Source organism: Acidobacteriota bacterium (genome assembly GCA_020853395.1).
Classification (GTDB): Bacteria; Acidobacteriota; Vicinamibacteria; order Vicinamibacterales; family SCN-69-37; genus JADYYY01.
In genome coordinates this window covers 209,407-232,010 of record JADYYY010000005.1, presented here as the reverse complement: position 1 = coordinate 232,010, position 22,604 = coordinate 209,407, and the positions used below count along the sequence as shown (strand labels likewise).

General features: G+C 71.4%; 19 protein-coding genes. 6 read left to right on the top strand and 13 right to left on the bottom strand.

Features of this window, described 5'->3' with window-relative positions; all coding sequences use genetic code 11:
* Positions 1 to 40 precede the first annotated feature (40 nt).
* The gene (locus tag IT184_05250; GenBank protein MCC7008202.1) at positions 41 to 1,144 is read left to right on the top strand and encodes a peptidylprolyl isomerase; all 1,104 of its coding nucleotides are present in this window, start codon (positions 41 to 43) and stop codon (positions 1,142 to 1,144) included.
* Here IT184_05250 and IT184_05245 read toward each other — a convergent pair.
* From IT184_05245 to IT184_05205, 9 genes are read right to left on the bottom strand one after another with little or no spacing between them, the layout of a single operon-like run.
* Positions 1,125 to 2,330: an FAD-dependent oxidoreductase gene (locus tag IT184_05245; GenBank protein ID MCC7008201.1), complete on the bottom strand. Its 1,206-nt coding sequence runs from the start codon at positions 2,328 to 2,330 to the stop codon at positions 1,125 to 1,127. The genes IT184_05250 and IT184_05245 overlap by 20 nt on opposite strands.
* Before the next feature lies 1 nt (position 2,331).
* Positions 2,332 to 3,684 carry an oxygen-independent coproporphyrinogen III oxidase gene (gene hemN, locus IT184_05240; GenBank protein ID MCC7008200.1) on the bottom strand — a complete coding sequence of 451 codons (1,353 nt, stop codon included), beginning with the start codon at positions 3,682 to 3,684 and terminating at the stop codon, positions 2,332 to 2,334.
* Positions 3,681 to 4,709, bottom strand: coding sequence for a uroporphyrinogen decarboxylase (locus IT184_05235; protein MCC7008199.1), 1,029 nt, complete (start codon positions 4,707 to 4,709; stop codon positions 3,681 to 3,683). The genes hemN and IT184_05235 overlap by 4 nt, the downstream gene beginning before the upstream one ends.
* Positions 4,706 to 5,386 carry a response regulator transcription factor gene (locus tag IT184_05230; GenBank protein MCC7008198.1) on the bottom strand — a complete coding sequence of 227 codons (681 nt, stop codon included), beginning with the start codon at positions 5,384 to 5,386 and terminating at the stop codon, positions 4,706 to 4,708. The genes IT184_05235 and IT184_05230 overlap by 4 nt, the downstream gene beginning before the upstream one ends.
* The gene (locus IT184_05225; GenBank protein ID MCC7008197.1) at positions 5,383 to 6,237 is read right to left on the bottom strand and encodes a HAMP domain-containing histidine kinase; all 855 of its coding nucleotides are present in this window, start codon (positions 6,235 to 6,237) and stop codon (positions 5,383 to 5,385) included. Before IT184_05225 ends, IT184_05230 begins: the two co-directional genes overlap by 4 nt.
* Complete coding sequence (locus IT184_05220) at positions 6,234 to 7,517, bottom strand: glutamate-1-semialdehyde 2,1-aminomutase (GenBank protein MCC7008196.1); 1,284 nt, start codon at positions 7,515 to 7,517, stop codon at positions 6,234 to 6,236. The genes IT184_05225 and IT184_05220 overlap by 4 nt, the downstream gene beginning before the upstream one ends.
* Complete coding sequence (gene hemB, locus IT184_05215; GenBank protein ID MCC7008195.1) at positions 7,514 to 8,509, bottom strand: porphobilinogen synthase; 996 nt, start codon at positions 8,507 to 8,509, stop codon at positions 7,514 to 7,516. The genes IT184_05220 and hemB overlap by 4 nt, the downstream gene beginning before the upstream one ends.
* A complete protein-coding gene (gene hemC / locus IT184_05210; GenBank protein ID MCC7008194.1) occupies positions 8,485 to 9,963 on the bottom strand; it encodes a hydroxymethylbilane synthase in 1,479 nt (492 codons plus the stop codon). The genes hemB and hemC overlap by 25 nt, the downstream gene beginning before the upstream one ends.
* Positions 9,954 to 10,787, bottom strand: a complete 834-nt coding sequence (locus tag IT184_05205) for a hypothetical protein (GenBank protein MCC7008193.1) — start codon at positions 10,785 to 10,787, stop codon at positions 9,954 to 9,956. Before IT184_05205 ends, hemC begins: the two co-directional genes overlap by 10 nt.
* Positions 10,788 to 10,906: 119 nt before the next feature.
* Here IT184_05205 and IT184_05200 point away from each other — a divergent pair, with 119 nt between their 5' ends.
* Entirely contained in the window at positions 10,907 to 11,935 is a 1,029-nt protein-coding gene (locus tag IT184_05200; GenBank protein MCC7008192.1) for a ferrochelatase, read from the top strand.
* A 16-nt stretch (positions 11,936 to 11,951) separates the two neighbouring features.
* Here the strand turns inward: IT184_05200 and dinB are convergent, their stop codons facing one another.
* Positions 11,952 to 12,995, bottom strand: a complete 1,044-nt coding sequence (gene dinB, locus IT184_05195; GenBank protein MCC7008191.1) for a DNA polymerase IV — start codon at positions 12,993 to 12,995, stop codon at positions 11,952 to 11,954.
* Positions 12,996 to 13,048: 53 nt separating this feature from the next.
* Here dinB and IT184_05190 point away from each other — a divergent pair, with 53 nt between their 5' ends.
* Entirely contained in the window at positions 13,049 to 14,122 is a 1,074-nt protein-coding gene (locus IT184_05190; GenBank protein ID MCC7008190.1) for a PD40 domain-containing protein, read from the top strand.
* A 286-nt stretch (positions 14,123 to 14,408) separates the two neighbouring features.
* On the opposite strand, the gene IT184_05185 is transcribed toward IT184_05190, so the two are convergent.
* Positions 14,409 to 14,792 (bottom strand): DUF1801 domain-containing protein, encoded by a 384-nt coding sequence (locus IT184_05185; GenBank protein ID MCC7008189.1) that lies wholly within the window; start codon positions 14,790 to 14,792, stop codon positions 14,409 to 14,411.
* 214 nt (positions 14,793 to 15,006) lie between these two features.
* On the opposite strand from IT184_05185, the gene IT184_05180 reads away from it, so the two are divergent.
* The 3 genes from IT184_05180 (at position 15,007) to IT184_05170 (ending at position 19,261) form a co-directional block, all read left to right on the top strand.
* Positions 15,007 to 17,391 (top strand): DNA topoisomerase IV subunit A, encoded by a 2,385-nt coding sequence (locus IT184_05180; protein ID MCC7008188.1) that lies wholly within the window; start codon positions 15,007 to 15,009, stop codon positions 17,389 to 17,391.
* Positions 17,388 to 17,909, top strand: a complete 522-nt coding sequence (locus tag IT184_05175; protein MCC7008187.1) for a hypothetical protein — start codon at positions 17,388 to 17,390, stop codon at positions 17,907 to 17,909. The genes IT184_05180 and IT184_05175 overlap by 4 nt, the downstream gene beginning before the upstream one ends.
* Positions 17,910 to 18,106: 197 nt before the next feature.
* Positions 18,107 to 19,261 (top strand): esterase family protein, encoded by a 1,155-nt coding sequence (locus IT184_05170; protein MCC7008186.1) that lies wholly within the window; start codon positions 18,107 to 18,109, stop codon positions 19,259 to 19,261.
* 200 nt (positions 19,262 to 19,461) lie between these two features.
* Here the strand turns inward: IT184_05170 and IT184_05165 are convergent, their stop codons facing one another.
* Together IT184_05165 and IT184_05160 are read right to left on the bottom strand one after the other, a co-directional pair.
* A complete protein-coding gene (locus tag IT184_05165; protein MCC7008185.1) occupies positions 19,462 to 20,625 on the bottom strand; it encodes a DUF1501 domain-containing protein in 1,164 nt (387 codons plus the stop codon).
* Positions 20,626 to 20,627: 2 nt separating this feature from the next.
* Complete coding sequence (locus IT184_05160) at positions 20,628 to 22,142, bottom strand: DUF1800 domain-containing protein (GenBank protein MCC7008184.1); 1,515 nt, start codon at positions 22,140 to 22,142, stop codon at positions 20,628 to 20,630.
* Positions 22,143 to 22,604: the final 462 nt, after the last annotated feature.

Here is a 22,604-nt window from a genome sequence, read left to right as displayed (position 1 = left end):
ATCGTCATTATGCCGCAATCATTGCCGCTACAATGCGGGCATGCGCGCCGGGATCCTCGTCCTGTTGCTGTCCGCTGCGGCCGCTCCCGCGGCCTCGGCCCAACCGCCGGTCCAGTCGCCGTACTCGGCGGAGGAGATGAGAGGGAAGCAGGCCGTCGTCGAGACGACGCTGGGGCAGTTCGTCATCCAGCTCCTCCCCGACGTGGCGCCGAACCACGTCGGCTTCTTCATGAAGCAGGCGCGCGACGGCGCGTACGCCAAGACCCTGTTCCACTACGTGTTGAAGAACGCCGTCATCCAGGGCGGCGATCCCAACACGAAGGACCCGGCGAAGGCCGCCGACTACGGACAGGGCGGGTTTCACCAGCTCGCCCGCGAGGAGAACGACCAGAAGCACACGTCGGGCGCCGTCTCGACGGTGCGCGATCTGTCGATGCCGGCGAGCGGCGGCGCGCAGTTCTTCGTGTGCGTGACGGATCAGCCCGACTTCGACGGCAAGTACGACGTGTTCGGCCGCGTCGTGGAGGGCATGGAGGTCGTGCAGGCGATCTCGGCGGCCGAGGCCAGCGCGGCCGGCCTGCCGAAGGCGCGCGTGGAGATCACGAACATCACGATTCGCGATACGCCGCCGGAGCCGTTCGTCAACGACACGCCGGCCGATCTCGCCGGCTACAAGGCGGTGATCGAGACCACCATGGGCCACATCGAGCTGGAGATGCTGCCGAAGGTCGCGCCCGAGACGGTGCGGCAGTTCCTCCGCCTCGCCCAGGCGAAGATCTTCGACGGCATCAAGGTCCACCGCATCGTGCCGAACTTCGTGATCCAGACCGGCGCGCTCAACTTCCGGGCGACGCCGCTCACCGGCGCGCAGCGCCGGCTCGTGCATCCCCTCAAGCCGGAGTTCAACGACACGACCCACGTGCCCGGCGTCGTCTCGATGGCGCACGGCGACGATCCGGCCAGCGCGACCACGTCGTTCTTCATCTGTACCGGCCAGTGCCGCGGCCTCGACGGGAAGTTCACCGCCTTCGCCCGCGTGATCAGCGGCATGGACGTCGTCCGCACGATCGCGACGGTGTCGGTCGAGGGCGAGACGCCGCGGCAGGACATCGTGATGAAGCAGGTCAGGGTCGAGAAGCGCTAGCGGCGATCAGCCGCGCGGCGGCCGCCTCCGATCCCTCGAGGAGCGCCGCCACGCCGATCCTGCCGAGGTAGTTGCCCGCCAGCGCGAGCCACGGCGGGCAGTCCGGCACGCGCGCAGCGACGTCGAGCACATCGCACGAGTAGATCGGCAGCGCGTCGGGCCGGCGGACGATCCGCCACGAGACTGGGGCGTCGCGGCGCCCGGTCAGCCGCTCGCGATCGGCAGCCAGCACCGTCATGATCGTCTCGCCGGAAGGCAGCGTCGCCGCGGCGCCGGTCGTCCGATAGATCCACGTTTCCGATCGCAGCGCGCTCCGGCCGGCGAACACGTCGGCGTTGAACAGCACGCCCAGCGCCTCGACGCCCGTCGAGCGCGGAAACAGCACGCCGAAGCCGTGCGCGTCGTCCGGATGCGGCGCGAAGAACGCCGTCGTGGTCACGATCGACGTCATGCTCACGCGCCGAATCGCATCCGCCAGCGCCGGCGCGTGCGACGCCACGAGCGCCGCGGCCGGCGGCGCGCTCGTCGCGATCACCGTCGGGACGTCTGCGGCGAGGTGGTTCACGTCATGGCCGAGCCGGATCGTGACGCCTCGCCGCTCGAGATCGTTCACGAGCGCGTCGATGAACTGGCCCATACCTCCCTCGGGCGCGGCCAGCCGCTGGCCTTGATAGCGAGGCGGGCGCTCCCGGCCGATGATCACGCGCGCGCAGAGACGATCCGCCGGCGCGCCGTAGATGCCTTGCAGGGCCGGGCCGACGAGCCACTCGGTGGCGCCCCGGCCGACGACCCGCGCGCTCCAGGCCGCGACGCTCTCGCGCTCGTGCGGCCGCGTGCGCCGCGTGCCGAGCGCGGCGACGCCGCGTGCGGCCATGGACAGCGACTCGGCGATGCCGAGCGGCCATCGCCGCGGCCGGCCGCTTCGGAACACGAAGCGCCGGCGGGAGAGCGGCCCGGGGAACGCCGGCGTCAGGCCGAGCCGCTGGAACCATCGCGCGGTCGTCTCGGTCCAGACGAACGCGTTGGCGGCGCACTCGACGAGGCCGTCGGGCGTGCGAAGCGTTTCGATCAGCCCGCCGGGCCGGCCCGACGCCTCGACGACCTCGACCTCGAATCCGGCATCCGACAGGTGCGAGGCTGCGGCCAGCCCGCTCAGCCCGCCGCCGACGACGCGCGCGGCGCGCATGTCAGGCCGAGGTCGAGTACAGCGGCCCGGTGCGCTGTCGATCGAGCTGCGCGTACTCGTCGAAGATCGCGGCGGCGATGTTGCGCAGGAACGGCCGCCCCTCCGGCCGCACGATCAGGCGATGGCCGCGCACGTCGAGCAGGCCGTCGTCGGCCAGCTCGGCGAGCCGGCCGGCGCTCGCCTCGAGATCGGCCGGCGAAAGATCGGCGCAGAGCGTGTTCATGAGCGAGGCGATGCCGGCGCGCCGCCGCCGATCCTCGGGCGAGAGCCGGTGGCCGCGATGTGTCGGGATCTCGCCGGCGCGCACGCGCTCCTCGTACCGCGTGAGCACCTTCTCGTTCTGGTGATAGCAATCGTCCGTCTCGGAGATGCCGCTCACGCCGAGCGCGACCATCGTCGTCGTGTGGACGTCCGTGTAGCCCATGAAGTTGCGGTGCAGCGTGCCGCGGGCGGCCGCCACGGCCAGCGAGTCGTGCGGGCGCGCGAAGTGATCGAGGCCAATCTCGAGGTAGCCCGCCTCGAGCAGCCCGTCGCGCACGATCTCGTAGAGCCGCCGCTTCTCCGCGCCGGTCGGGATCTGGTCGTCGCGGAAGCGGCGCTGCGCCGGCTTGATCCAGGGCACGCGCGCGAAGCTGTAGACGGCCAGCCGATCCGGCGCGAGCCGGACGATCTCGGGCACGAGCCGCGTCATCGATTCGGGCGTCTGTCCTGGCAGCCCGTAGATCAGATCGACGTTCAGCGACTCGTAGCCGAGATCGCGCGCGGCCGCGCAGAGCGTGGCCGTCAGCTCGACCGGCTGATGCCGGTTCACGAGGTGCTGCACTTCCGGATCGATGTCCTGCACGCCGAGCGAGATCCGGCGGAACCCGCGCGCGCGCATGGTCTCGAGCTGCTCGATGGTCGTGACTCGCGGGTCCACCTCGACCGCGCCGATGAACTCGGCGCCGGCCGAGAGCCGTCCGATGAGGCCGTCGATTAGCCGCACGAGCGAGCCGGACGAGAGAAAGGTCGGCGTGCCGCCGCCGAGATGGATCTCGCGCATCGGCGTCTGCGCGAGGGACGGCACGCGCGACAGATACAGGTCGAGCTCGGCCAGCACCAGATCGACGTACGGCCCCTCGCGCCCGTGGTCGCGCGTGATGACCGTGTTGCAGCCGCAGTAGCTGCAGAGCGATTCGCAGAACGGCAGGTGGACGTAGATGGCGATCGATCCGTTGTCGGCGGACGCCGCACGGGTGAGCGAGTCGACCCACTCGTCGGGTGTCGGCGTGGCGTGCCATTGCGGCACGGTCGGATAGCTCGTGTACCGGGGGACCGGCAGGTCGTACTTGGCGAACAGATCCGTGCGGTTCATGACAGGCGCCTCCGGACCGTCTGAACGAAGGTCTTGACGCTTTCTTCGGGCGTGCCCGGCAGCACGCCATGGCCGAGCCCGCAGATCCACCCGGCGCGCGCCTCCGGCTCGAGCTGGGCGAACGGCTCGAGGAACTCGTCGATCGCCTGCCGGAGGTCGCTGCCGGTGAGCTGCAACAGGGCCGGATCGAAGTTGCCCTGGATGAAGCCGCGGTCGGCGTCCGAGGCGAGCACGTCCGGCACGTTCCAACGCCAGTCGACCCCGAGCCCTGCCCACGCGGTGCTCGGCCGCGCCATGCTGTGCTCAAGGTGTGCTGGATGCAGGCCGCGCGCGTAGTAGCCGAGCCGGCCCGGAAAGCGATCCGCGAGCCGGCGCAGATCGGGAAGCAGCAGGTGGCGGAAGGCCGGCGGCGACAGCTCGCCGGCCGCCGTGTCGAACACCATCACGAGGTCGGCGCCCGCCGCGAGCTGGGCGCCGATCGCGCGCTCCAGCAGCTCCACCACGATCGGCGCGAAGCGCCGGTAGAGCGCCCGCGACGATTTCGCGATGACGAGCGATCCGGCGTGCGTGCCCTCGACCGCGTACACGAAGAGCGTCCACGGCGCACCGACGAACCCGATGAGCCCCTTCTCGCCCGGCAGCCGGCGCCGCAGCGCCGCCACGGCCTCGCTCTGGAACGCGAGCGCGGCGGCGGCCGCGTCCACGTCGCGCAGCTCGCCGATCGTGTCGGCCGTCAGCCGGCGGGTGACGACCGGCCGGCCGTCGTCGTAGCGCACCGGGAGGCCGAGCGCGTCGAGCGGGAACAGCAGGTCGCTGAAGAGAATGGCCGCGTCGAAGTCGAAGTCGTCGATCGAGGCCATCGCGACCTGCGCCGCGAGCTCGGGCTCCCGGCACAGCGTCTCGAAGGAGTGCTGCTGCCGGAACTGCTGATACGCGCGCTGGTAGCGGCCGGCCTGCCGCATGCACCAGATGGGCGGCACGGCCTGCACGCGGCCTTCCAGCGCGGCGAGGAACGGATGGCTCATGTCGCCTCCGGATCGGGCGTCCATTGATAGCCCACGCCGCGGACCGACCGAATGAAGTGCCCGCCATCGTCCTGCAGCGCCTGCCGCAGGCGGACGATGGTGTTGTCCACCGCCCGCGGCGTCGGGAACTGATCGCGTCCCCACACGCGGTCGAGAATCGCGGATCGATCGACGGCGGCCGGCGCCGCGGCGATCAGCAGCTTCAGCACCTGGCCGTCGCGCACCTGCAGGAACGCGCGCTCGCCGCCCGGCGTCGTCACCGTGAGCGCACGCAGATCGATCTCGCGGCCGTGCGTGCGCACGACGTCCGGGACGTGCTGCGTCGCGAGCACGTGCCGAACCCGGAGGATGAACTCCTTCAGGTGAAACGGCTTCGGCAGGTACTCGTCGGCGCCGGTCTCGAAGCCCTCGAGCCGGTTCTCCGCGGAGTTGAGCGCCGTCATGAACATGACGGGCGTGAGCGACGTCCGCTTGATCTGGCGCGCCAGCCCGAAGCCGGATCCATCGGGCAGCCGGACGTCGAGAATCGCCAAGTCCCACCCGCCTTCCTTGAGCGCGGTCGTCGCGCTCGCCACGGTCGTGGCCCACACGACGTCCAGCCGTTCCTTCTGGAGCCGCTCGGTCAGCGTGCGGCCGAGCGACTCGTCGTCTTCGACGAGCAACACGCGCGGCATCAGGACGCCCCTGGCAGCTCCATGCGCACCGTCAGCCCTTGGCCGGCCGACGGCGAGAGGAACTGCAGGGCGCCGTGCATGCGCGCCACGAGCCTGCCGCAGACGAACAGCCCGATGCCCGTGCCGCCCGTGCGGCCGACGCGCGCGAACGGCTGGCCGAGGCCGGCGAGCACTTCCGCCGGCACGCCGCGGCCGTCGTCCTCGACCGTCAGCCGCACGCTGCCGCGATCCTGCGGCTCGACGCGGATGCGGACGTGCCGCGCGCCGCCGTGCACGGCGGCGTTCTGCAGGAGGTTGCGCAGCACGGCGTCGAACGCGCGCGCGTCCACGAGGACGAGCGCGTCGCCCTCGACGGCGATCGAGAGATCGGGCCAGTCGAGCGCGAGCCGCGCCACCGCCGTGCGCACGTCGATGCGCTCGCTGAGCAGCCGGCCGTCCGGCTGCGCCACGAACAGCGAGTTCTCGAGCTGAATCTGGAGCCGCACGATGTCGTGCAGCAGCCGATCGAGCGCCTCGCTCGGCAGCGCCTCGGGCCAGTCCTCACGGAGACCGTCGGCCTCGAGCTGGACCCGCGCGAGCGAGGTCTTCAAGTCGTGGGTGAACGACATGAAGAACGTCTCGAGCGACTGGCGGCGGAGGTGCTCACGCCGGATCGCCAGCACGATCGTCGTGCCGCCGGCGACGAGCAGGGCGATGAACGCGCCGCCCTCCCAGAGGAACATGCGGTGCATCGCGGTCGTCGGCGATAGCGAGAGCCCGAGGGCCAGCCACCACGAGGCCAGCGACACCGTCGCGACGAGCCAGCAGATGGCGATCACGTAGTGCACCCGGCTGCCGATCGGCCCGCCCGTCATGGCTCGGCGTCCCTGGCCGCCTGAGCGAGCACGGCGCGCGCCTGCTCGAGCGTGGCCTGGTCGTGCACCATCGACAGGAAGCTCACTTCATAGGCCGACGGCGGCAGGTAGACGCCGCGCGCGAGCGCGGCGTGGAAGAACCGCGCGAACCACTCGGCGTGATCCGCGCCGATCCGGTCGGGCCGTCGCACCGGTTCCGCCGAACCGCGGCGGATCCAGAACAGCGAGGCGTGGCGCACGACGTGCAAATCGGACGAGACCTCGGCCAGTGCCGCACCGAGCTCGCGGACGAACTGGTCCGCCCGGTGCTCGAGCACGGTCCAGCCGTCGCGCCGCGTCATCTCCTCGAGCGTCGCCAGGCCGGCCCGCATGCCGACGGGATTCGCGCTGAGCGTGCCGGCCTGATACACGGGACCGTCCGGCGCGACGAGCGCCATCAGGTCCGCGCGGCCGCCGTACGCGGCGACGGGAAACCCGCCGCCGATGACCTTCCCGTAGCAGACGAGATCCGGCGTGATCTCGAACGCACCCGCCGCGCCGGCCAGACCGGTGCGGAATCCGGTGATCACTTCGTCCAGGATGAGCAGCGTGCCGTTCGCGCGGCACGCCTCGGCGAGCATCGTGAGCCACTCCGGCCGCTGCGGCAGCAGGCCGTAGTTGGCCGGCACCGGCTCGACGATCACGGCCGCGAGATCCTCGCCGTGCTGCTCGAACGCGAGCGCCACCGCCGCGTCGTCGTCGAGCGGCGCGACGACGGTGTGGGCGAGCGTGCCGTCCGGAACGCCGGCGCTCGTCGCCGCGGTCCGGCCGGCGAGGCCGCTGCCCGCGCGCACGAGCAGGCCGTCGGCATGGCCGTGATAGCACCCCTCGAACTTCAGGATCGTCGAGCGGCCGGTCGCCGCGCGAGCGACGCGCAGCGCCGACATCACCGCCTCGGTGCCGGACGAGACGAAGCGCAGCCGCTCGACCCAGGGCACGCGCGCGAGGATCCACTCGGCGAGCGCGAGCGAATACGGCTCGCACGCGCCGAACGACCAGCCGTCCTCGAGGCTGCGCGCGACGGCATCGCGAACGACGGGATCGCGGTGGCCGAGGATGAGCGGCCCGAAGCTCATGCAGAAATCGATGTAGCTCACGGCCGAAACGTCGGTGAGGCGCGGGCCGGCGGCTGACGCGAAGAACACCGGCGTGCCGCCGACGCTGCGAAAGGCGCGGACCGGGCTGTGCACGCCGCCGGGCGCGGTGAGCCGCGCGCGATCGAACAGCGACTGGCTGCTCATGCCAGGCCGGCCGCGCGCGCGCGCCGCGCGCCGTAGGTGATGATGAACGCCGCGCCGGCGCGGCGGAGCACGTGGAGCGTTTCGGCGAACGCCGCGTCGAAGTCCGCGAAGCCGCGTTCGGCGAGCGCGAGGAGGCTCGCATACTCGCCGCTCACCTGGTACGCGCCGACCGGCGCGCCCGTCGCGTCGCCGATCGGGCCGATGAGATCGAGCGACGTCATCGCCGGCTTGACCATGAGCAGGTCGGCGCCCTCCTCGGCGCACCGGAGGCTGGAGCCGATCGCGTCGCGGCGGGAGCGCACGTCGATCTGATAGTGCCGGCGATTGCCGAACTGCGGCGCCGAGTCGGCCGCCACGCGGAAGGGTCCGTAGAACTGGCTCGCGAATTTCGTGCTGTAGCTCATGATCGGCACGCGGCCATGGCCGGCCGCGTCGAGCCCGGCGCGAATCGCCGCCGTGCGGCCGTCCATCATGTCGCTCGGGCTGACGCCGTGGGCGCCGGCGTCGGCGACGCTCACCGATGCGCGGGTGAGCGCGTCGAGCGTCGCGCCGAGATCGATCCCGCCCCCCGGTTCGAGCACCGCGCAGTGCCCGTGCGTCGTCGACGAGCAGAGGCAGATGTCCACCCAGAGATGGAGGCGATCGCCGAATCTCGAGACGATCGACTCGACGGTGCGGGCCGCGTGGCCGAACTCGAGCGCGTGTTCGCGCTTCGCGGACGGCACGGCGAAGAGCAGGAAGTGCGTCACGCCCGCGTCGAGATCACGGGCAATGGCGTCGAGCGCCGATGCGCGGCCGTGCCGGGCGTTGTCGCCGAGCCCGGGGATGGGCTCGCTCCCGGTCAGCGCTTCGTCCACGAACACCGGCTGAACGAGCTGCGCGACGGAGAAGGACGTCTCGGCGACCAGGTCGCGGAGATGCGCCGTTTGCCGGAGGCGAAGCCGCGACCACGCTGGCGCGGCGGCGTTCAGGGTGTCACGTGACGAAGCCATTGGGTGTAGTCCAGCCAGATGCTTGCCCTTGCCGGCGACGCCAGCGCGTCGTGAATCACGCGCGCCGTCCGTCCCGGGCCGCTCGCGTGCCACCCGCCGGCAATCGAGGGATGGAGCGCGAGCGCCCGAAGAAACGCGCTGCCGCTCGTCCAGTAGAAGTGCGTGCGGGCCTCGAGATCGGCCGGGAATTGGACGTCCGCGGTGTAGGTGACCAGCGCCTCCGGATCGCCGGCCTCGGCGTGCGTCAGGCGTCGCCACGGTACGGGATGTCCGACCATCTGATCGATGCCGGGGCGTTCGGCGTCGCCGAGCCCTTCGGCGCAGCCGTTGACCCAGATCCCGCGCGCGGCCAGCCTTTCCCACGTGCGGCGGCCGGCAGCCCACACCGGCTGGTCGGCAGCCGGCATCCAGCGGGCCGGCAGCGCCTCGGCGCGCGTGACCCACACGCCGCCCTCCGGCAGACTGCCGGCCGCGTCGATCGGCCGGCGTCGCGTGAACTCCCGTTCCGACGGCTGCGGCCAAACCCGATCCATCGTCGTCGGTGGCGGCAGCGGCGCCGGCGGGCGCGTCAGCGTCCACGAGTGCGCCGGCGGGCGGTCCGGCACGCTGGCCCGTACGCTCATCACCTCTCCGTAGTCTCGCACGAGCACGGTCACGCCGACCGCATCGTGGCAGCCGCCGCCGAACGCCCGCAGCGTCTCGCGCTCGCGGAGGACGGCCCGCCACGTCGGCTCGTGGTTCACGGCGCGCATCACGTCGAGCACGTCGGCGCGATGCGCCGCGACCTCCACGGCGATGGCGCCTTGGGCGGCGGCCGTCGGGAAGTCCTGGAGCGGCAGCACCATCCAGCGGCATCGATCGACGAGGCGGCGGACGTCCGCGGCCGTGCCGGCTGGTGCCTCGGCCGACAGCAGCCGGTCGAGGGCCGCCTTCGCCATCACCAGCGCGTCGCCGTCGCCGTTCACGAGCTTGCGAAGGCGCGTCGCGATGTTGCCGCGCACCGGCACGCTCTCCCACGCCGACATCGTCCACGGCAGCAGACCGTGGCCCGATGCGGTGATCTCGGCGACGCGCCGCGGCGACGACGAGAGCACGCGCAGCGTCTCGGGCCGCGCTTCGGCGGCCTCGCGCCGGACGAGCAGCACGTCGCGCGGATCGGCGCGTTCGAGCGTCGCCGCCACGAGCGTCTCGGCGCGATCGTCGATCGGCAGGTCTTTCCAGGAGTGGACGACGGCCTCGGCGTCGCCGGCGAGGAGCGCGGCCGACAGATCGGCGGTGAAAACGCCCTTGGTGCCCGTCGCCCACAGATCGAGCCGGCGATCGCGGTCGCCCTCCGACGATCGCGTCGCGCGGTCGATCGCGAGCGACGGCCAGCGCGATCGCAACGCGCGCTCGACGAAGTCGGTTTGGAGTGTCGCGAGCGCGCTCGATCGGCTGAGCAGCCTCAGGCGCACAGATCGTCCCACCCGAGGGGACGCACCTGTTCCCGGCGCTCGAAAGCACGTGCGAGGCGGGTGATGTCGGACCGCGCCGCCTCGATCCGCTCGGCGGGCATGCACGCCGAGCCGCGCGCGTCGGCGAACAGCGTGTCGAGCGTGACGACCGGCAGGTCGTCGGCGATCGGCGATCGCTGATCGGCCGAGCGCAGGTCGATGACTTCGCGCACATCGGCGTAGCAGCGGGCGACGGTGGCGGCCACGGCCGACGCCACCGGCGAGGCGAGGACGAGCGTCGTCGGCGCGGAGCTGACCACGCCGCGCGCATCCGCCGTGGCGATGAGCAGGAGCGCCGGCCGCCCCTCGACGGCTCGCCGCGCCCATTGGTCGATCGTGTGACGGCCGGCAAGGGCCGCCGTGACCTGGCCGGCGAGCGCGCCCGCGCCGACGAGCGCGACGCGCCGGCCCGAGGGCACGCGGCGAGCGGCCAGCACTCCGTACGAGTGGGCGCCGAATCCCTGGAGATGATGCTGGCGGATGTACTTCGCGTCCGCCAGAACCCGCTGTCCGAGCCGGTGCAGATCGAGGTGCGCTGCCGGATCGAGCGAGGCCAGGAAGGCCTTGAACTGCGCCTGCACTTCCGTCTCGCCGACGAGCGGCGATCGCAGGCCGGTCACGATCTCGAGCAGCAGGGCGTACGCCTCCGCGTGGCCGACGAGCTGCTGTCCGGGTGCCGCGCGATGCCAGTCGTCGACGAACGCCACCTCGCGCAGACACGTGCGCCAGACGGGTGCGTCGACGGGCAAGGTCGCTCGGCCGGGCGGCTGGTGAAGGACGAACACGAAAGACCTCTCAGGTGATCTTATTCATGCGGGCGGCGGGAAGTGTCATCGGATTGTCCGATTGTCCGGGCTTTGTCCGAACGCTACGCGCGCCCTGCCCGGCGCGCTACGCTCCAACCATGTCCGCCCCTTCGGTCGGCATCGTCCTGCTGCAACTGGGCACGCCGGACGCGCCGGAAACGTCCGCGCTGCGCCGGTACCTGCACGAGTTTCTCAACGATCGGCGGGTGATCGACCTGCCGCGCGCGCTGTGGTGGCCGATCCTGTACGGCATGGTGCTGCCGACGCGGCCCAAGCGCTCAGCCGAGCTCTACCGGCGGATCTGGACACCGGAAGGGTCGCCGCTGGCGGTCATCACGCAGGGGCAGGTGCGCGGGCTCGAGGAGCGGCTCCAGCGCGCCTCGCCCGGGGCTGCCGTGCGCGTCACCTACGCGATGCGGTACGGACAGCCGCCGGTGTCGCGAGCCATCGACGAGCTGATCGCGGCCGGGTGCGATCGGCTCGTGGCGGTCCCGATGTACCCGCAGTACGCGAGCGCGACGACCGGCTCGAGCGTGCAGCAGTTCTTCGAGGAAGCCGGGCGGCGGCGGGTGGTGCCGCCCGTCCGCGTCGTCCCGCCGTATTTCCTCGCGCGCGAGTACATCCAGGCGCTCGCGGCCACCGTTCGGGATGCGCTCGGCGACTGGCCCGCCGACCACGTGCTCATGAGCTTCCACGGCTTGCCGAAGCGATATGCCACGCTGGGCGACCCGTATCCGCAGCAGTGTCTCGCGACCGCCAGCGCGCTCTCGGCGGTCATGGGCTGGCCGCAGGATCGCGTCACGGTGTCGTTCCAGTCGCGGTTCGGTCGCGAGGAGTGGCTGCAGCCCTACACCGAGCAGACGCTCCGCGATCTGGCCCACCGCCGGCTCGAACGCCTCGCCGTCCTCTGCCCGGGGTTCACGGCCGACTGCCTCGAGACGCTCGAGGAGATGGATCTGACGAACGGCAAGATCTACCGGCTCGAGGGTGGCGGCGAGTACCGGCGCGTGCCGTGCCTCAACACGCACGACGCGTGGCTCGACGCGCTCGCGGCGATCGTCGGCCGCGAGCTCCAGGGCTGGATCGAGCCGTCGCGCTCGTCGGCCGACCTCGGGCTCACGGCGTAGCCGCCGGCGCTCGCGCTCAGCGCTCGTCGAACGGCAGCCATCCGGCATCGATCGTCTCGCGCGCGGCGAGGCCGTGCACGCCGGCGCCGAGCAGCCGCACGGGGCGCTCTCCGGCGGCCGTCTTCTCGAGCAGGCCGACGGCCCGGCGGACGATGTCGGCGGCGTCGGCCGTGGGCCGGCCGCTGTGGCTGCGCGTGACGGTGGCGAAGTCGCCATACCGCACTTTGATCGTGACCGTGCGCGCGACGAGATCGCGCGCGCGAAGCCAGTCGGCGTTCTCGCGCGCCAGCTCCGCGATCTCCTCCCGGATGCGATCGAGATCGACGAGGTCCGCGGCGTAGGTGCACTCGCTCGACGACGACTTCGCCTCGCGGTTGGGCTGTACGCGCCGGTCGTCGCGCCCGTGAGCGAGTGCGACCAGCCACTCGGCGAGGCTGCCGACGGCCGAGCGCAGCACGGCGGGATCGACCTGGCGGACGTCGACGAGCCGCTCGATGCCCCGCTCGCGCAGTCGCTCGGCCGTAACGGGCCCCACGCCCCACAGCGCGTCGACCGGAAGCTGCTGAAGGAACGTCTCGACGCGCTCGGGCGCGATGACGGTCAGGCCGTCGGGCTTGCGCCAGGCGGACGCGATCTTCGCCAGGAACTTGTTGGGCGCGACGCCGGCCGAGGCCGTCAGGCCGGTGCGCTCGCGGATGAGCGCCTTGACGCGCCGCGCGACCGTGACGCCGAGCGGCTCGTGCCAGGCGTTGTCCGTTACGTCGAGATACGCCTCGTCGAGCGACAGCGGCTCGACGAGCGGCGTGACGGATCGAAAGATCGCGAAGACCTGGTCGGACACGGCGCGGTACTTCTGGAAATCCGGGCGGACGATGTCGAGCGCCGGGCAGAGCCGGACGGCGCGCGCCATCGGCATCGCCGATCGCACGCCGAACCGGCGCGCCTCGTAGCTCGCCGCCGCCACGACCCCGCGCGACGCGGGCGAGCCGCCGACGGCGACGGGCCGGCCCCTGAGCGCCGGGCGATCGCGCTGCTCGACCGACGCGTAGAACGCGTCCATGTCCACGTGGATGATGCGTCGGAGATCGGGCAAGACCCGGTATCATCCTACGTATGTCGAACGTGAACGCGCTGCCCGTGCTTGGACTCACCCTGCTCGGCCTCGTCGGCTGGGCGTCCGCGCCCCGCCAGGCCGGGCCGCCGGCGCAGGCGCCGGCGGCGCTCGTCTATCCGGGGGAGCGCCACCTCGCGAACGTGAAGCAGTTGACGTCCGGCGGGGAGAACGCGGAAGCGTACTTCTCGTTCGACGGGCGAAAGCTGAGCTTCCAGTCGAACCGCAACCACGGCTGCGACCAGATCTACACGATGAACGTGGACGGATCGAACGTGAAGCTCGTCAGCACGGGGCAGGGGCGCACGACGTGCAGCTTCTACTATCCGGACAATCGGTCGATCATCTACGCCTCCACGCACCTCGCCGGGGCAGCCTGCCCGCCGGTACCGAGCATGGCGCAGGGCTACGTCTGGCCGATCTACGAGTCGTACGATATCTTCCGCGTGAACGAGGACGGGACGAACCTGCAGCGGCTGACGAGCGCGCCGGGGTACGACGCCGAAGCGACGATCGCGAAGGACGGCCGCGTCGTGTTCACGAGCGTGCGCGACGGCGACATGGAGATCTACTCCATGAACGGCGACGGATCGGACGTGCGGCGCCTGACGAACCTGCCCGGTCCCGACGGCGGGCCGTTCTTCTCGCCCGATGGGTCGAAGATCGTGTTCCGCGGCCGTCATCCGCAGCCCGGCCCGGAGCTCGACGACTTCTTCCGTCTCTTGAAGCAGGCGATCTGGCGGCCGACGTCGCTCGAGGTCTACGTGATGGATCGTGACGGCCGCAATCTGACCCAGGTCACGAAGACGGGCGTCGGCGCCAACTGGGCGCCGTACTGGACGCCCGACGGCAAGCGCATCATCTACGCCTCGAACGCCGCGAACCCGCGCGGCAACAACTTCGATCTGTTCCTCATCGACGTCGACGGCACCGGCCAGGAACAGGTCACGTTCGGTCCGACCTTCGACGGGTTCCCCATGTTCTCGCCCGACGGCACGAAGCTCGTGTTCGCGTCGAACCGCAATGCGGCCAAGGAGGGCGACACCAACCTCTTCATCGCGGACTGGCGGCCCTGAACAACGCGGATCGCGCCGTCGAATCCGCAGGATCGCGCGCCGCGTGGTCGAGACCTGCGGCCGGATTCTGGCCGCGCTCTCAGCACGCTCGTCGCGGCCGAGGAAGGTGATTTCCTCCATCACCCTGGCGCCGACGCCCGACGCCTGGCCGCGACGGCGTTCCGGCCCTGTCGCGAAGCGACGGCCACGCGCGACCCTCTCGCGCATCCAAAATCAAGGTGACCCGCGTCAGTTCGCTCCTGTCGCCTGTCGTACCCGTCGTACCGGTCGTACCTGTCGTACCCGTCTACAGTCTGTTCAACGCCACGGCGGCGCGAACGAGCGCTTTGAACGCGTGCTCGTCGATCTCGTCGCCCTCGTGGATGTCGATCGCCCGCCTGGTGCGCCCTTCGAGGCTGGCGTTGAAGAGCCGCGACGGGTCCGGCAGGGCCGCACCCTTCGCGAACGTCACCTTCACGGTCTGCTTGTAGGTTTCGCCGGTGCAGATCAGGCCGTCGTGCGACCAGACCGGCACGTCCCACTTCCACTCCTCGACGATGGCGGGATCGGCGGCCCGGACGAGGGCACGGATCCGGCCGAGCACCCGGCCTCGCCAATCGCCGAGCTCCTCGATTCGCGCGTCGATCAGGCGAGACGGCGGCTCGTGGTTTCGTGGGGCGCGCTTTGCCATGGCGGGTTCGTCTCCGGACGATCGTCGATACGCGGTGTGCGCGGGGAGCCTGCCGATTGTAGCGCCGGCCGGCGCACGCTCGCGGGCGATGCTTGCGGGCGCAGGTCGCGCGCGAGAACGCGCTGACACGTGAGCTGCCGGCCGCGTCCAGCAGGCGTTGCGTGCGCCCCCGCCGCGCCGCCGAGCCTGCGGCGCCGCGGTACAATTCGCGGCCGTGGCAAAGAAGAAAACCGGCAGCTCCCCGTCCCTCTTCGACAACGCTGATGCCGACCTGCTGACGCCGCCGCCCACGGGCGGCGACGATCGCGTCGCGCTCCACGAGGCGGCGCAGGAGCGGTACCTCAACTACGCGCTGTCGGTCATCACGGCGCGCGCGCTGCCGGACGTCCGCGACGGCCTCAAGCCGGTGCAGCGCCGCATCCTGTTCACGATGTGGCAGCAGAATCTGACGGCCGACGCGAAGCACCGCAAGTGCGCGAAGGTCGTCGGCGACGTGATGGGCAACTACCATCCGCACGGCGACGCCGCGTTGTACGAGACGCTCGTCCGCATGGCGCAGCCCTTCGCGCTGCGCGAGCCGCTCGTCGACGGTTCCGGCAACTTCGGGTCGCTCGACGGCGACAACGCCGCGGCGATGCGCTACACCGAGTGCCGGCTGGCCCGGATCAGCGACGAGATGCTGGCCGAGATCGACCAGGACACCGTCCCGTTCCGCCCGAACTACGACGGCACGCGCGACGAGCCGGTCGTGCTGCCGGCGCGCATCCCGAACCTGCTGGTCAACGGCGCCACCGGCATCGCGGTCGGCATGGCGACCAACATCCCGCCGCACAACCTCACGGAGGTCTGCACCGCCCTCGTCAAGATGATCGACGCCGACCTCGAGATGTCGCCGGCGCAGCTCCGCCGCTACATCAAGGGGCCCGACTTCCCGACCGGCGGCCAGATCGTCAACACGACCGACGAGCTGCGCGAGATCTACGAGAAGGGCACCGGCACGATCCGCATCCGCGCCACGTGGCAGCCGGGGCCGGAGGCGCGCGGCGGGCGCACGATCTACGTCACGAGCGTGCCCTACACGCTCAACAAGGCCACGCTCGTCGAGCGCCTGGCCGACGTGGCGCTCTCCCGCAAGCTCCCGCACCTCGTCGACGTGCGCGATCTGTCGACCGACGACGTGCGGATCGCGCTGGAGCTGAAGAAGGACGCCGATCCGGAGATGGTGATGGCCTACCTCTACCGGCACACGCCGCTCCAGACCACGTTCCCGGTCAACCTGACCTGCCTCGTCCCCACGGAGAACGCGCTCGTCTGCAAGCCCGAGCGGCTCGACCTGCACGAGATCCTCTGGCACTTCCTCGACTTCCGTTTCCATGTCGTCACGCGGCGGCTCGAGTTCGAGCTGGCGGCGCTCAACCGGCGGATCCACGTGCTCGAGGGCTTCGAGAAGGTCTTCGACGCGCTGGACGAGATCCTGCGCATCGTGCGCAAGTCCGACGGCAAGCAGGACGCGGCCGACAAGATCATGAAGCGATTCGAGCTCGATGCCGAGCAGACGGACGCGATCCTCGAGCTGAAGATCTACCGCCTCGCGCGCCTCGAGATCCTGGTCGTGCAGCAGGAGCTGGCGGACAAGCGGCGGCGCGCGCGCGAGATCGGCGCGCTGCTGAAGAGCAAGGACCACCGCTGGACGATCATCCGCCAGGAGATCGAGCTGATCCAGAAAGCCTACGGCGGCGCGCGCCGGACGGAGATCGTGAGCGCGGTCGAGGAGAAGGAGTACTCCGCCGAGGACTTCGTCGTCGACGAGGACAACGTCGTGATCGTCACGCGGGATGGCTGGGTGAAGCGGCAGAAGGAGGTGAAGGATCTGGCGGCCACGCGCGTGCGCGAAGGCGACGCCGTGCTGACGGCGCTCGCCGGCAGCACGCGCGCGACGGTGGTCTTCTTCTCGAACGTCGGCGCGGCCTACAGCATCAAGATCGCGGACGTGCCGGCGTCGACCGGCTACGGCGAGCCGATCCAGCGGCTGTTCAAGTTCAAGGACGGCGAGCGCGTGATCGGCGCGTTCAGCCTCGATCCGCGCGAGGGCACGATTGCGTCGAAGTCGCCGGACGTGCCGGCGCCGGTACACGCGCTGGCGGCGACGAGCGACGGGTACAGCCTGCGCTTCTCGCTCGCGCCGTTCGCCGATCCGAGCACGCGCGCCGGCCGCCGCTTCGCCCGCCTCGCCGACGGCGCCGAGGTGGTGGGCGTGGCGAAGGTCACGGGCACCGAGATCGTGATCGCGGCCACGCGGCAGGCGCGCGCGATGCTCTGCCGCCTCGGCGAGGTGAACTTCCTGGCCGGCCCGGGCCGCGGCGTCATCCTGATCAAGCTCCAGAAGGACGACGACCGGCTGCTGGGCTTCGTCGCGTCGACGGGCGACCGCGATCTGCTGACGGTGGAGACCACGCGCGGCGCCGAGCAGACGATCAGCACGGCCAAGTACGACGTCACGAGCCGCGGCGGCCGCGGGCGGGAGCTGCTCCAGCGCGGCCAGTTCACGCGCGTGGTGTCGCCGCCGCCCGAGGCGCCCGTGCCGTACGAGGCGCGGTGACGCTGCGCGCGTTGCTCACGGGCGGCGATCGGCGTTCGATCGCGCACGTGGCCGCCGCACGGCGGCTCGTCGAAGCGGATCCGGCCCGCGTCGAGGAGCTCGTCGCGCTCGCCCGCGATCCCGACTGGCTGGTGACGCTGCGCGCGCTGGACCTCGTCGAGAAGCTCGCCCATGCGCATCCGGAGTGGGTCGCGCCGTACAAGCGGCTGTTCATCGGACCGCTCGCCGAGCACGACGCGTGGGAGATCCGGCTGCAAATCGTCCGCGCGCTGCCGCTGTTCCGGTGGACGCCACGGCAGCGTGCGCGGGCCGTCGCGATCCTCGAGCGCGACGTCGCTCACCCGCAGCTCTTCGTGCGCGCATGGGCGCTCGACAGCCTGGCGCGTTTCGCCGAATCCCTGCCGGCCCTGCGGCCCGTCGTCCGCCGCCATCTCGCCGCATTCGAGCGATCGGGGCGAAAAGCGCTCCTTTCCCGCGCGCGGCAGATCCGTGCCCGCCTCGCCGGATCGACGCCGTAACGACTTCCGCGGTCGGCGGGTCGGCGAGCGCGCGCGAGGCTGTGCTCGCCTGCGCGTTCAGCGTCCGGCCGCTGGCTGACCTGGCGCGGCGCACCGGCAAGTCCTTTCACGCAGGATGGGCCGGGCCGCGCGGCATGTCTCCGTGGCCGGATACCACGACGTGCGCTACTGTAGCGGCTTCAATCACCGGAGGCGCGATGCGTCAACTCAGCGTCTGGATGCTGGTGGCCGCACTGGGGGCCATGCACGTGGTCCTGGCAGGGCAATCGCAATCGCCCGCCCCGAGCGCGCAGGCGGCCGCCGCTCCCGCGGCGCCCCGCCCGACGCCGCCCACGCGCGACCCCCACACACCAGGCTTCGTCGAGAAGATCGAGCTGCCGGACGGCACGCTCCCGCCGGCCGACACGGTCGGCAACTACGTCATCGGGCCGACGCACACGCCCGCGCCCGAGACGATGCCACGGCCTGGCGTCCCGGTGGGTGACGTCTTCGAATTCCAGATGAGCTCCGCTGAGAGCCGGATCTATCCCGGCATCGCGCGAGACCCTGGCACCTTCGGAACACCCGATCCCCAGAATCCCGCCAGGCTGATCGTCACCACCAGCCATCCGGCGCCGTGGACCCGCCGCGTACAGGTGTACGTGCCGAAGCAGTACCTGCGCGGCGCCGCGGCACCGTTCATCGTCGGCGCCGACGGGCCCGATCCGATGCTCTTCGTCACGCTCGACAACCTCATCGCGCAGGGGCGCGTGCCGGCGATGATCGCGATCTCGATCGGCAACGGCGGCGGCGACGCGCAGGGCAGCCAGCGCGGGCTGGAGTACGACACGATGTCGGGGACCTATGCGGCTTTCGTCGAAAGCGAAGTGCTGCCCCGCGTCGAGGAGCAGTACAACGTGACGCTCTCGCGCGATCCGGACGCGCGCGCGACGATGGGCGGGAGTTCCGGCGGCTCGGCCGCGCTGATCATGGCGTGGTACCGCAACGACCTGTACCATCGCGTGCTCGCGTACTCGATCACGGCGGTCAACCAGCAATGGCCGTCGAACCCCGACACACCCGGCGGCGCGTGGGAGTTCCATCGCAGCCTCATCCAGAGCTCGCCGAGGAAGCCGATTCGGATCTGGCTGGCGGTGGGCGATCGCGATCTGCTCAATCCGAACGTGATGCGCGACGGTATGCACGACTGGGTGCAAGCCAGCGAGGAGATGGCCCGCGTGCTCGCCGCCAGGGGCTACACCTATCAGTACTCGTTCGTGAAGAACGCCGGGCACACCGATCGAGCGATGAAGGCGCAGACGCTGGCGCAGGCACTCGAGTGGCTCTGGAAGGACTATCCCCGGAGCCATTGAGATTCGACGACGAAGAGATCTCGCGCCGGTCGATCGGGCGGTGAGACGCGCGGCACGACCTGTTCATCCGCCGGTCCGTCCCGTCGGGTCGAGGTCCTGCAGGCCGTCGGTCGCGAAGGCGCTCGTGTCGTGCGCGCGGCAGATCCGCGCACGGCTCGCTGGCGCCGATCTTCGGCGCAACACGCCGCGGCCGCGCCGGCTCACGTCATGAGAGACGACAGCGGCCGCGCGGCCGCCGATTCGGGGAACACGCGCGCGAGCTGCGCGGGCGTGAGGTCGAACGCGGCGGCTACGACGGCTTTCAGCACCGATCGCGTGTCGAGTGTCGGCGCGAGATCGCGGCGCTCGAACAGATCCTGATCGCGCAGCCCGGGCCAGTCCGCCACCACGGCTGCCCGCGCGACTTTCGGGCCGAGCACGAATCCCGCGCCGGCCGTGCCGTGGTCCGTGCCCCGTGTGCCGTTCGGCCGCGCCGTGCGGCCGAACTCGGTCATCACGACGACGGTCGTGTCGGACCAGGCCGGGCCCATGTCGCGGCGGAACGCCATGAGCCCTTCCGCGAGCTGGCCGAGCAGCCGATCGAGCGCGCCGCCCGCCACCCCTTGATTGGCGTGCGTGTCCCAGCCGCTGAACTCCACGGCCGCGACGTTCGGGCCGGAGTCCTGGCGGAGGATGCGCGCGGCCGCCTGCATCAGCGGCGTGATGCCGCCCCGCCGGGCGTTGCCGCCGGCCATCGGCTCCTCGCCGACCACGTCCTTCTGCTGAACGGCCGCCTCGAACCGGCCCGACAGGATCTTGTCCGTGCGATAGAGCGCCGCCAGCCGCTCCAGATACGCGTCGTCCACCGCGCCGAGCTGCGCCGGCGACCAGGTCTGCACGTCGAACGGCCCGCTCAGCGAGCGCGGCATGCCGGCCGCGATCGCGATCCCCGCGCGGCGTCCGGACATCGTCTGCAGGAGGCGATTGAGCCAGCCGTCGGACGAGCCGATCGGCCGATCGATGCCCGTCTCGAGCACGGCCTGACCGTCGAAGTGGCTGCGGGTGCGGTATGGGATCGCCATGGCGTGCAGCGCGACGAGCTCGCGCGCGTCCCACAGCTCCTTGAGCGGTGCGAGCCCGGGCGCCAGGCCGAACGTGTCGGTGAGCTCCACGAGCTCGGCGGGCTGGAACGCGAACTGGCCTCGCAGCGACGAGTACGCCGGATCGCCGTAGGGGACGACGGCCGACAGGCCATCGAATCCACCGCGCAGCAGCGCGAAGACGAAGCGGCCCGGCGACGCGATCTGCGCGAAGTTGACGGTCGGGAACCCGAACGTCGCGATGCCGCCGGCGCACATGTGACGAAGGAACGTCCGGCGGTGCATGGTCATCTCCATTGGAACGCCGGGCCGGCGAGCGCGAGCGCCATGCGCTCCTCGACGGCGATCGACGCGTCGTCGAGGAACCGGCGTAGGGGATCGCCCGGCGCGATGTCCATCACGTCCGCGAGCGCGCGCGGATCGACGCGCGGCAGCCGGAGCCGGCGGGTCATGCCGCGGGCCAGCTCGGCGCGGTTCAGGAGCGAATCGGGATCGGCCCATTCGGCCGCCGTGTCGCCGAAGCCCTTCGGCGCCTGCGGCGACCAGAGCGGATGCCGGAGCTGACGCAGCACCGGCAGCACGAGAGCGCCCGCGTCGGCGACGTCGAACGCGCGCAGCATCGCGACCACCCAGTCCTGCGGCGTGCGGAACTTGCGCGCTTCCAGCGTCCAGGCTTCCGGCAGGTCGATGAGCGCCTCGGCGACGAGCGCGAGATCGCCGCCCGTCTCGCGGAACCGCCGCGCGATCCGATCGACCGCGCCGGGCGGCGGGTCGTCGCTGACGAAGTGGCGGACGAGCTTCGTCGCGATGAACCGTGCGGTGGCCGGATGGCGGGCGAGCGCGCGGATCGCCCGTTCGCCCTCGGCCTGTCCTGACTCGTCGTAGCGGGTGCCGAGCAGCGTCTTCGCGCCGGGCTCGTGCAGGAGCGGCCTGAAGGCGAAGCCGACGCCGGCGCCGGCGGCTTCGACCGGTATGGCGGCGGCCCGTCCGCGGCCGCGCGCGACACCGCGCCCGCCCGGCGCGCCGCGTGCCGCGGGCCGCTCGGGCGTGAGCCCGCCCACGGTCCAGCCCGTCAGCATCTTCGCCAGCTCCTGCACGTCCTGCTGCGTGTAGCCGCCGTCCACGCCGAGCGTGTGCAGCTCGAGCAGCTCGCGCGCGTAGTTCTCGTTGAGCCCGCGCGCGGTGCCGCGGCCGCGGCCGCTCGCGCGCGCGGCGGGCGAGCTCGGGCCGATCGACTGCAGGTTGTCGAGGTAGACGAGCATCGCCGGATGCGTCGCCGAGGCCAGCACGAGATCCTCGAAGCGCCCGAGCACGTGCGGCCGGATGGCCTCGCGCTCGTAGCGTCCGGCGAGCGGTGCGACCAGCACCTTGGCGGCCGTGGACACGCAGAGATGGTTCGACCAGAACGCGACCAGCCGTTCGACGAACGGGCGCGCGCTCGTGATGCGCTGCACGAGCGCCTGCCGGCTCTCGGCCGCGGCGATCGACGTGAGCCGTCGCCGCGCTTCCTGCCGAGCGGCCCGGCCGGTGTCGTTCACGGCGCCCTGCCCGGCCATCCGGAACGCCTCGATGGCGGCGGTGAGTTGGTCCGGCGTGGCTTCCGCTGGCGCCTGCACGATCGGCGCCCCGGCGCGAAGCTGCGCCCGGAGCCAGCCGCGCGGGTCGCCGATCGTGGCGCGCTCGCCCGGCCGTGCGCCAAGCCCGAATCCGTTGAGGGCGCGAAGCGAGAGATCCATGAGGAGGTGATCCACAGCGTTCAGCGGCGGCTGCCGGGCTATCGGGCGGACACGATCGCCTCCCATGAAGCCCGTCTCGTCGCCGCCTTCGTACAGACTAATCGGCACCTGCGCGAACGGTGCCACGTTGTAGCACTTGCCCTGCATCGGCCACAGGACGCCGCCGCCGGGCTGGGTGGTCAGGTTTGTCTCCTCGTAGGCATGGGTGACGCCGACGAACACCCCTGCTGCGACGGTTCTGACCGCGAATCCCGCAACGGATGTGCGTGTTCTTCACCGTCACGCCGATGATAGCGACGGAATCCGGCTCCTGCCGTGCGCGCCGCCGTCATCGTTGATCGAGTGTCAGGCGTGAAGGCGCCCGCGGCCGACGTAGCAGCCGCGCGCGCCGCGATGGCGGGTCCTTCGTCCCGGCCCAGTCGCGCGTGACACGACGAAGATCGGTCTCGGTCCTGCGTGGTCTTTCCGCTGCCGGCACCCCGACGACGAGCACGCGTTCGACCGGCGGCGCGAAGGGGACGACACGCG

Excerpts from the sequence above, each read along its gene's own strand:
- IT184_05250 (MCC7008202.1), top strand. The coding sequence starts at position 41 with ATGCGCGCCGGGATCCTCGTCCTGTTGCTGTCCGCTGCGGCCGCTCCC.
- IT184_05245 (MCC7008201.1), bottom strand. The coding sequence starts at position 2,330 with ATGCGCGCCGCGCGCGTCGTCGGCGGCGGGCTGAGCGGGCTGGCCGCA.
- hemN (MCC7008200.1), bottom strand. The coding sequence starts at position 3,684 with ATGAACCGCACGGATCTGTTCGCCAAGTACGACCTGCCGGTCCCCCGG.
- IT184_05235 (MCC7008199.1), bottom strand. The coding sequence starts at position 4,709 with ATGAGCCATCCGTTCCTCGCCGCGCTGGAAGGCCGCGTGCAGGCCGTG.
- IT184_05225 (MCC7008197.1), bottom strand. The coding sequence starts at position 6,237 with ATGACGGGCGGGCCGATCGGCAGCCGGGTGCACTACGTGATCGCCATC.
- IT184_05220 (MCC7008196.1), bottom strand. The coding sequence starts at position 7,517 with ATGAGCAGCCAGTCGCTGTTCGATCGCGCGCGGCTCACCGCGCCCGGC.
- hemB (MCC7008195.1), bottom strand. The coding sequence starts at position 8,509 with ATGGCTTCGTCACGTGACACCCTGAACGCCGCCGCGCCAGCGTGGTCG.
- IT184_05200 (MCC7008192.1), top strand. The coding sequence starts at position 10,907 with ATGTCCGCCCCTTCGGTCGGCATCGTCCTGCTGCAACTGGGCACGCCG.
- dinB (MCC7008191.1), bottom strand. The coding sequence starts at position 12,995 with ATGGACGCGTTCTACGCGTCGGTCGAGCAGCGCGATCGCCCGGCGCTC.
- IT184_05190 (MCC7008190.1), top strand. The coding sequence starts at position 13,049 with ATGTCGAACGTGAACGCGCTGCCCGTGCTTGGACTCACCCTGCTCGGC.
- IT184_05185 (MCC7008189.1), bottom strand. The coding sequence starts at position 14,792 with ATGGCAAAGCGCGCCCCACGAAACCACGAGCCGCCGTCTCGCCTGATC.
- IT184_05170 (MCC7008186.1), top strand. The coding sequence starts at position 18,107 with ATGCGTCAACTCAGCGTCTGGATGCTGGTGGCCGCACTGGGGGCCATG.
- IT184_05165 (MCC7008185.1), bottom strand. The coding sequence starts at position 20,625 with ATGCACCGCCGGACGTTCCTTCGTCACATGTGCGCCGGCGGCATCGCG.
- IT184_05160 (MCC7008184.1), bottom strand. The coding sequence starts at position 22,142 with ATGGGAGGCGATCGTGTCCGCCCGATAGCCCGGCAGCCGCCGCTGAAC.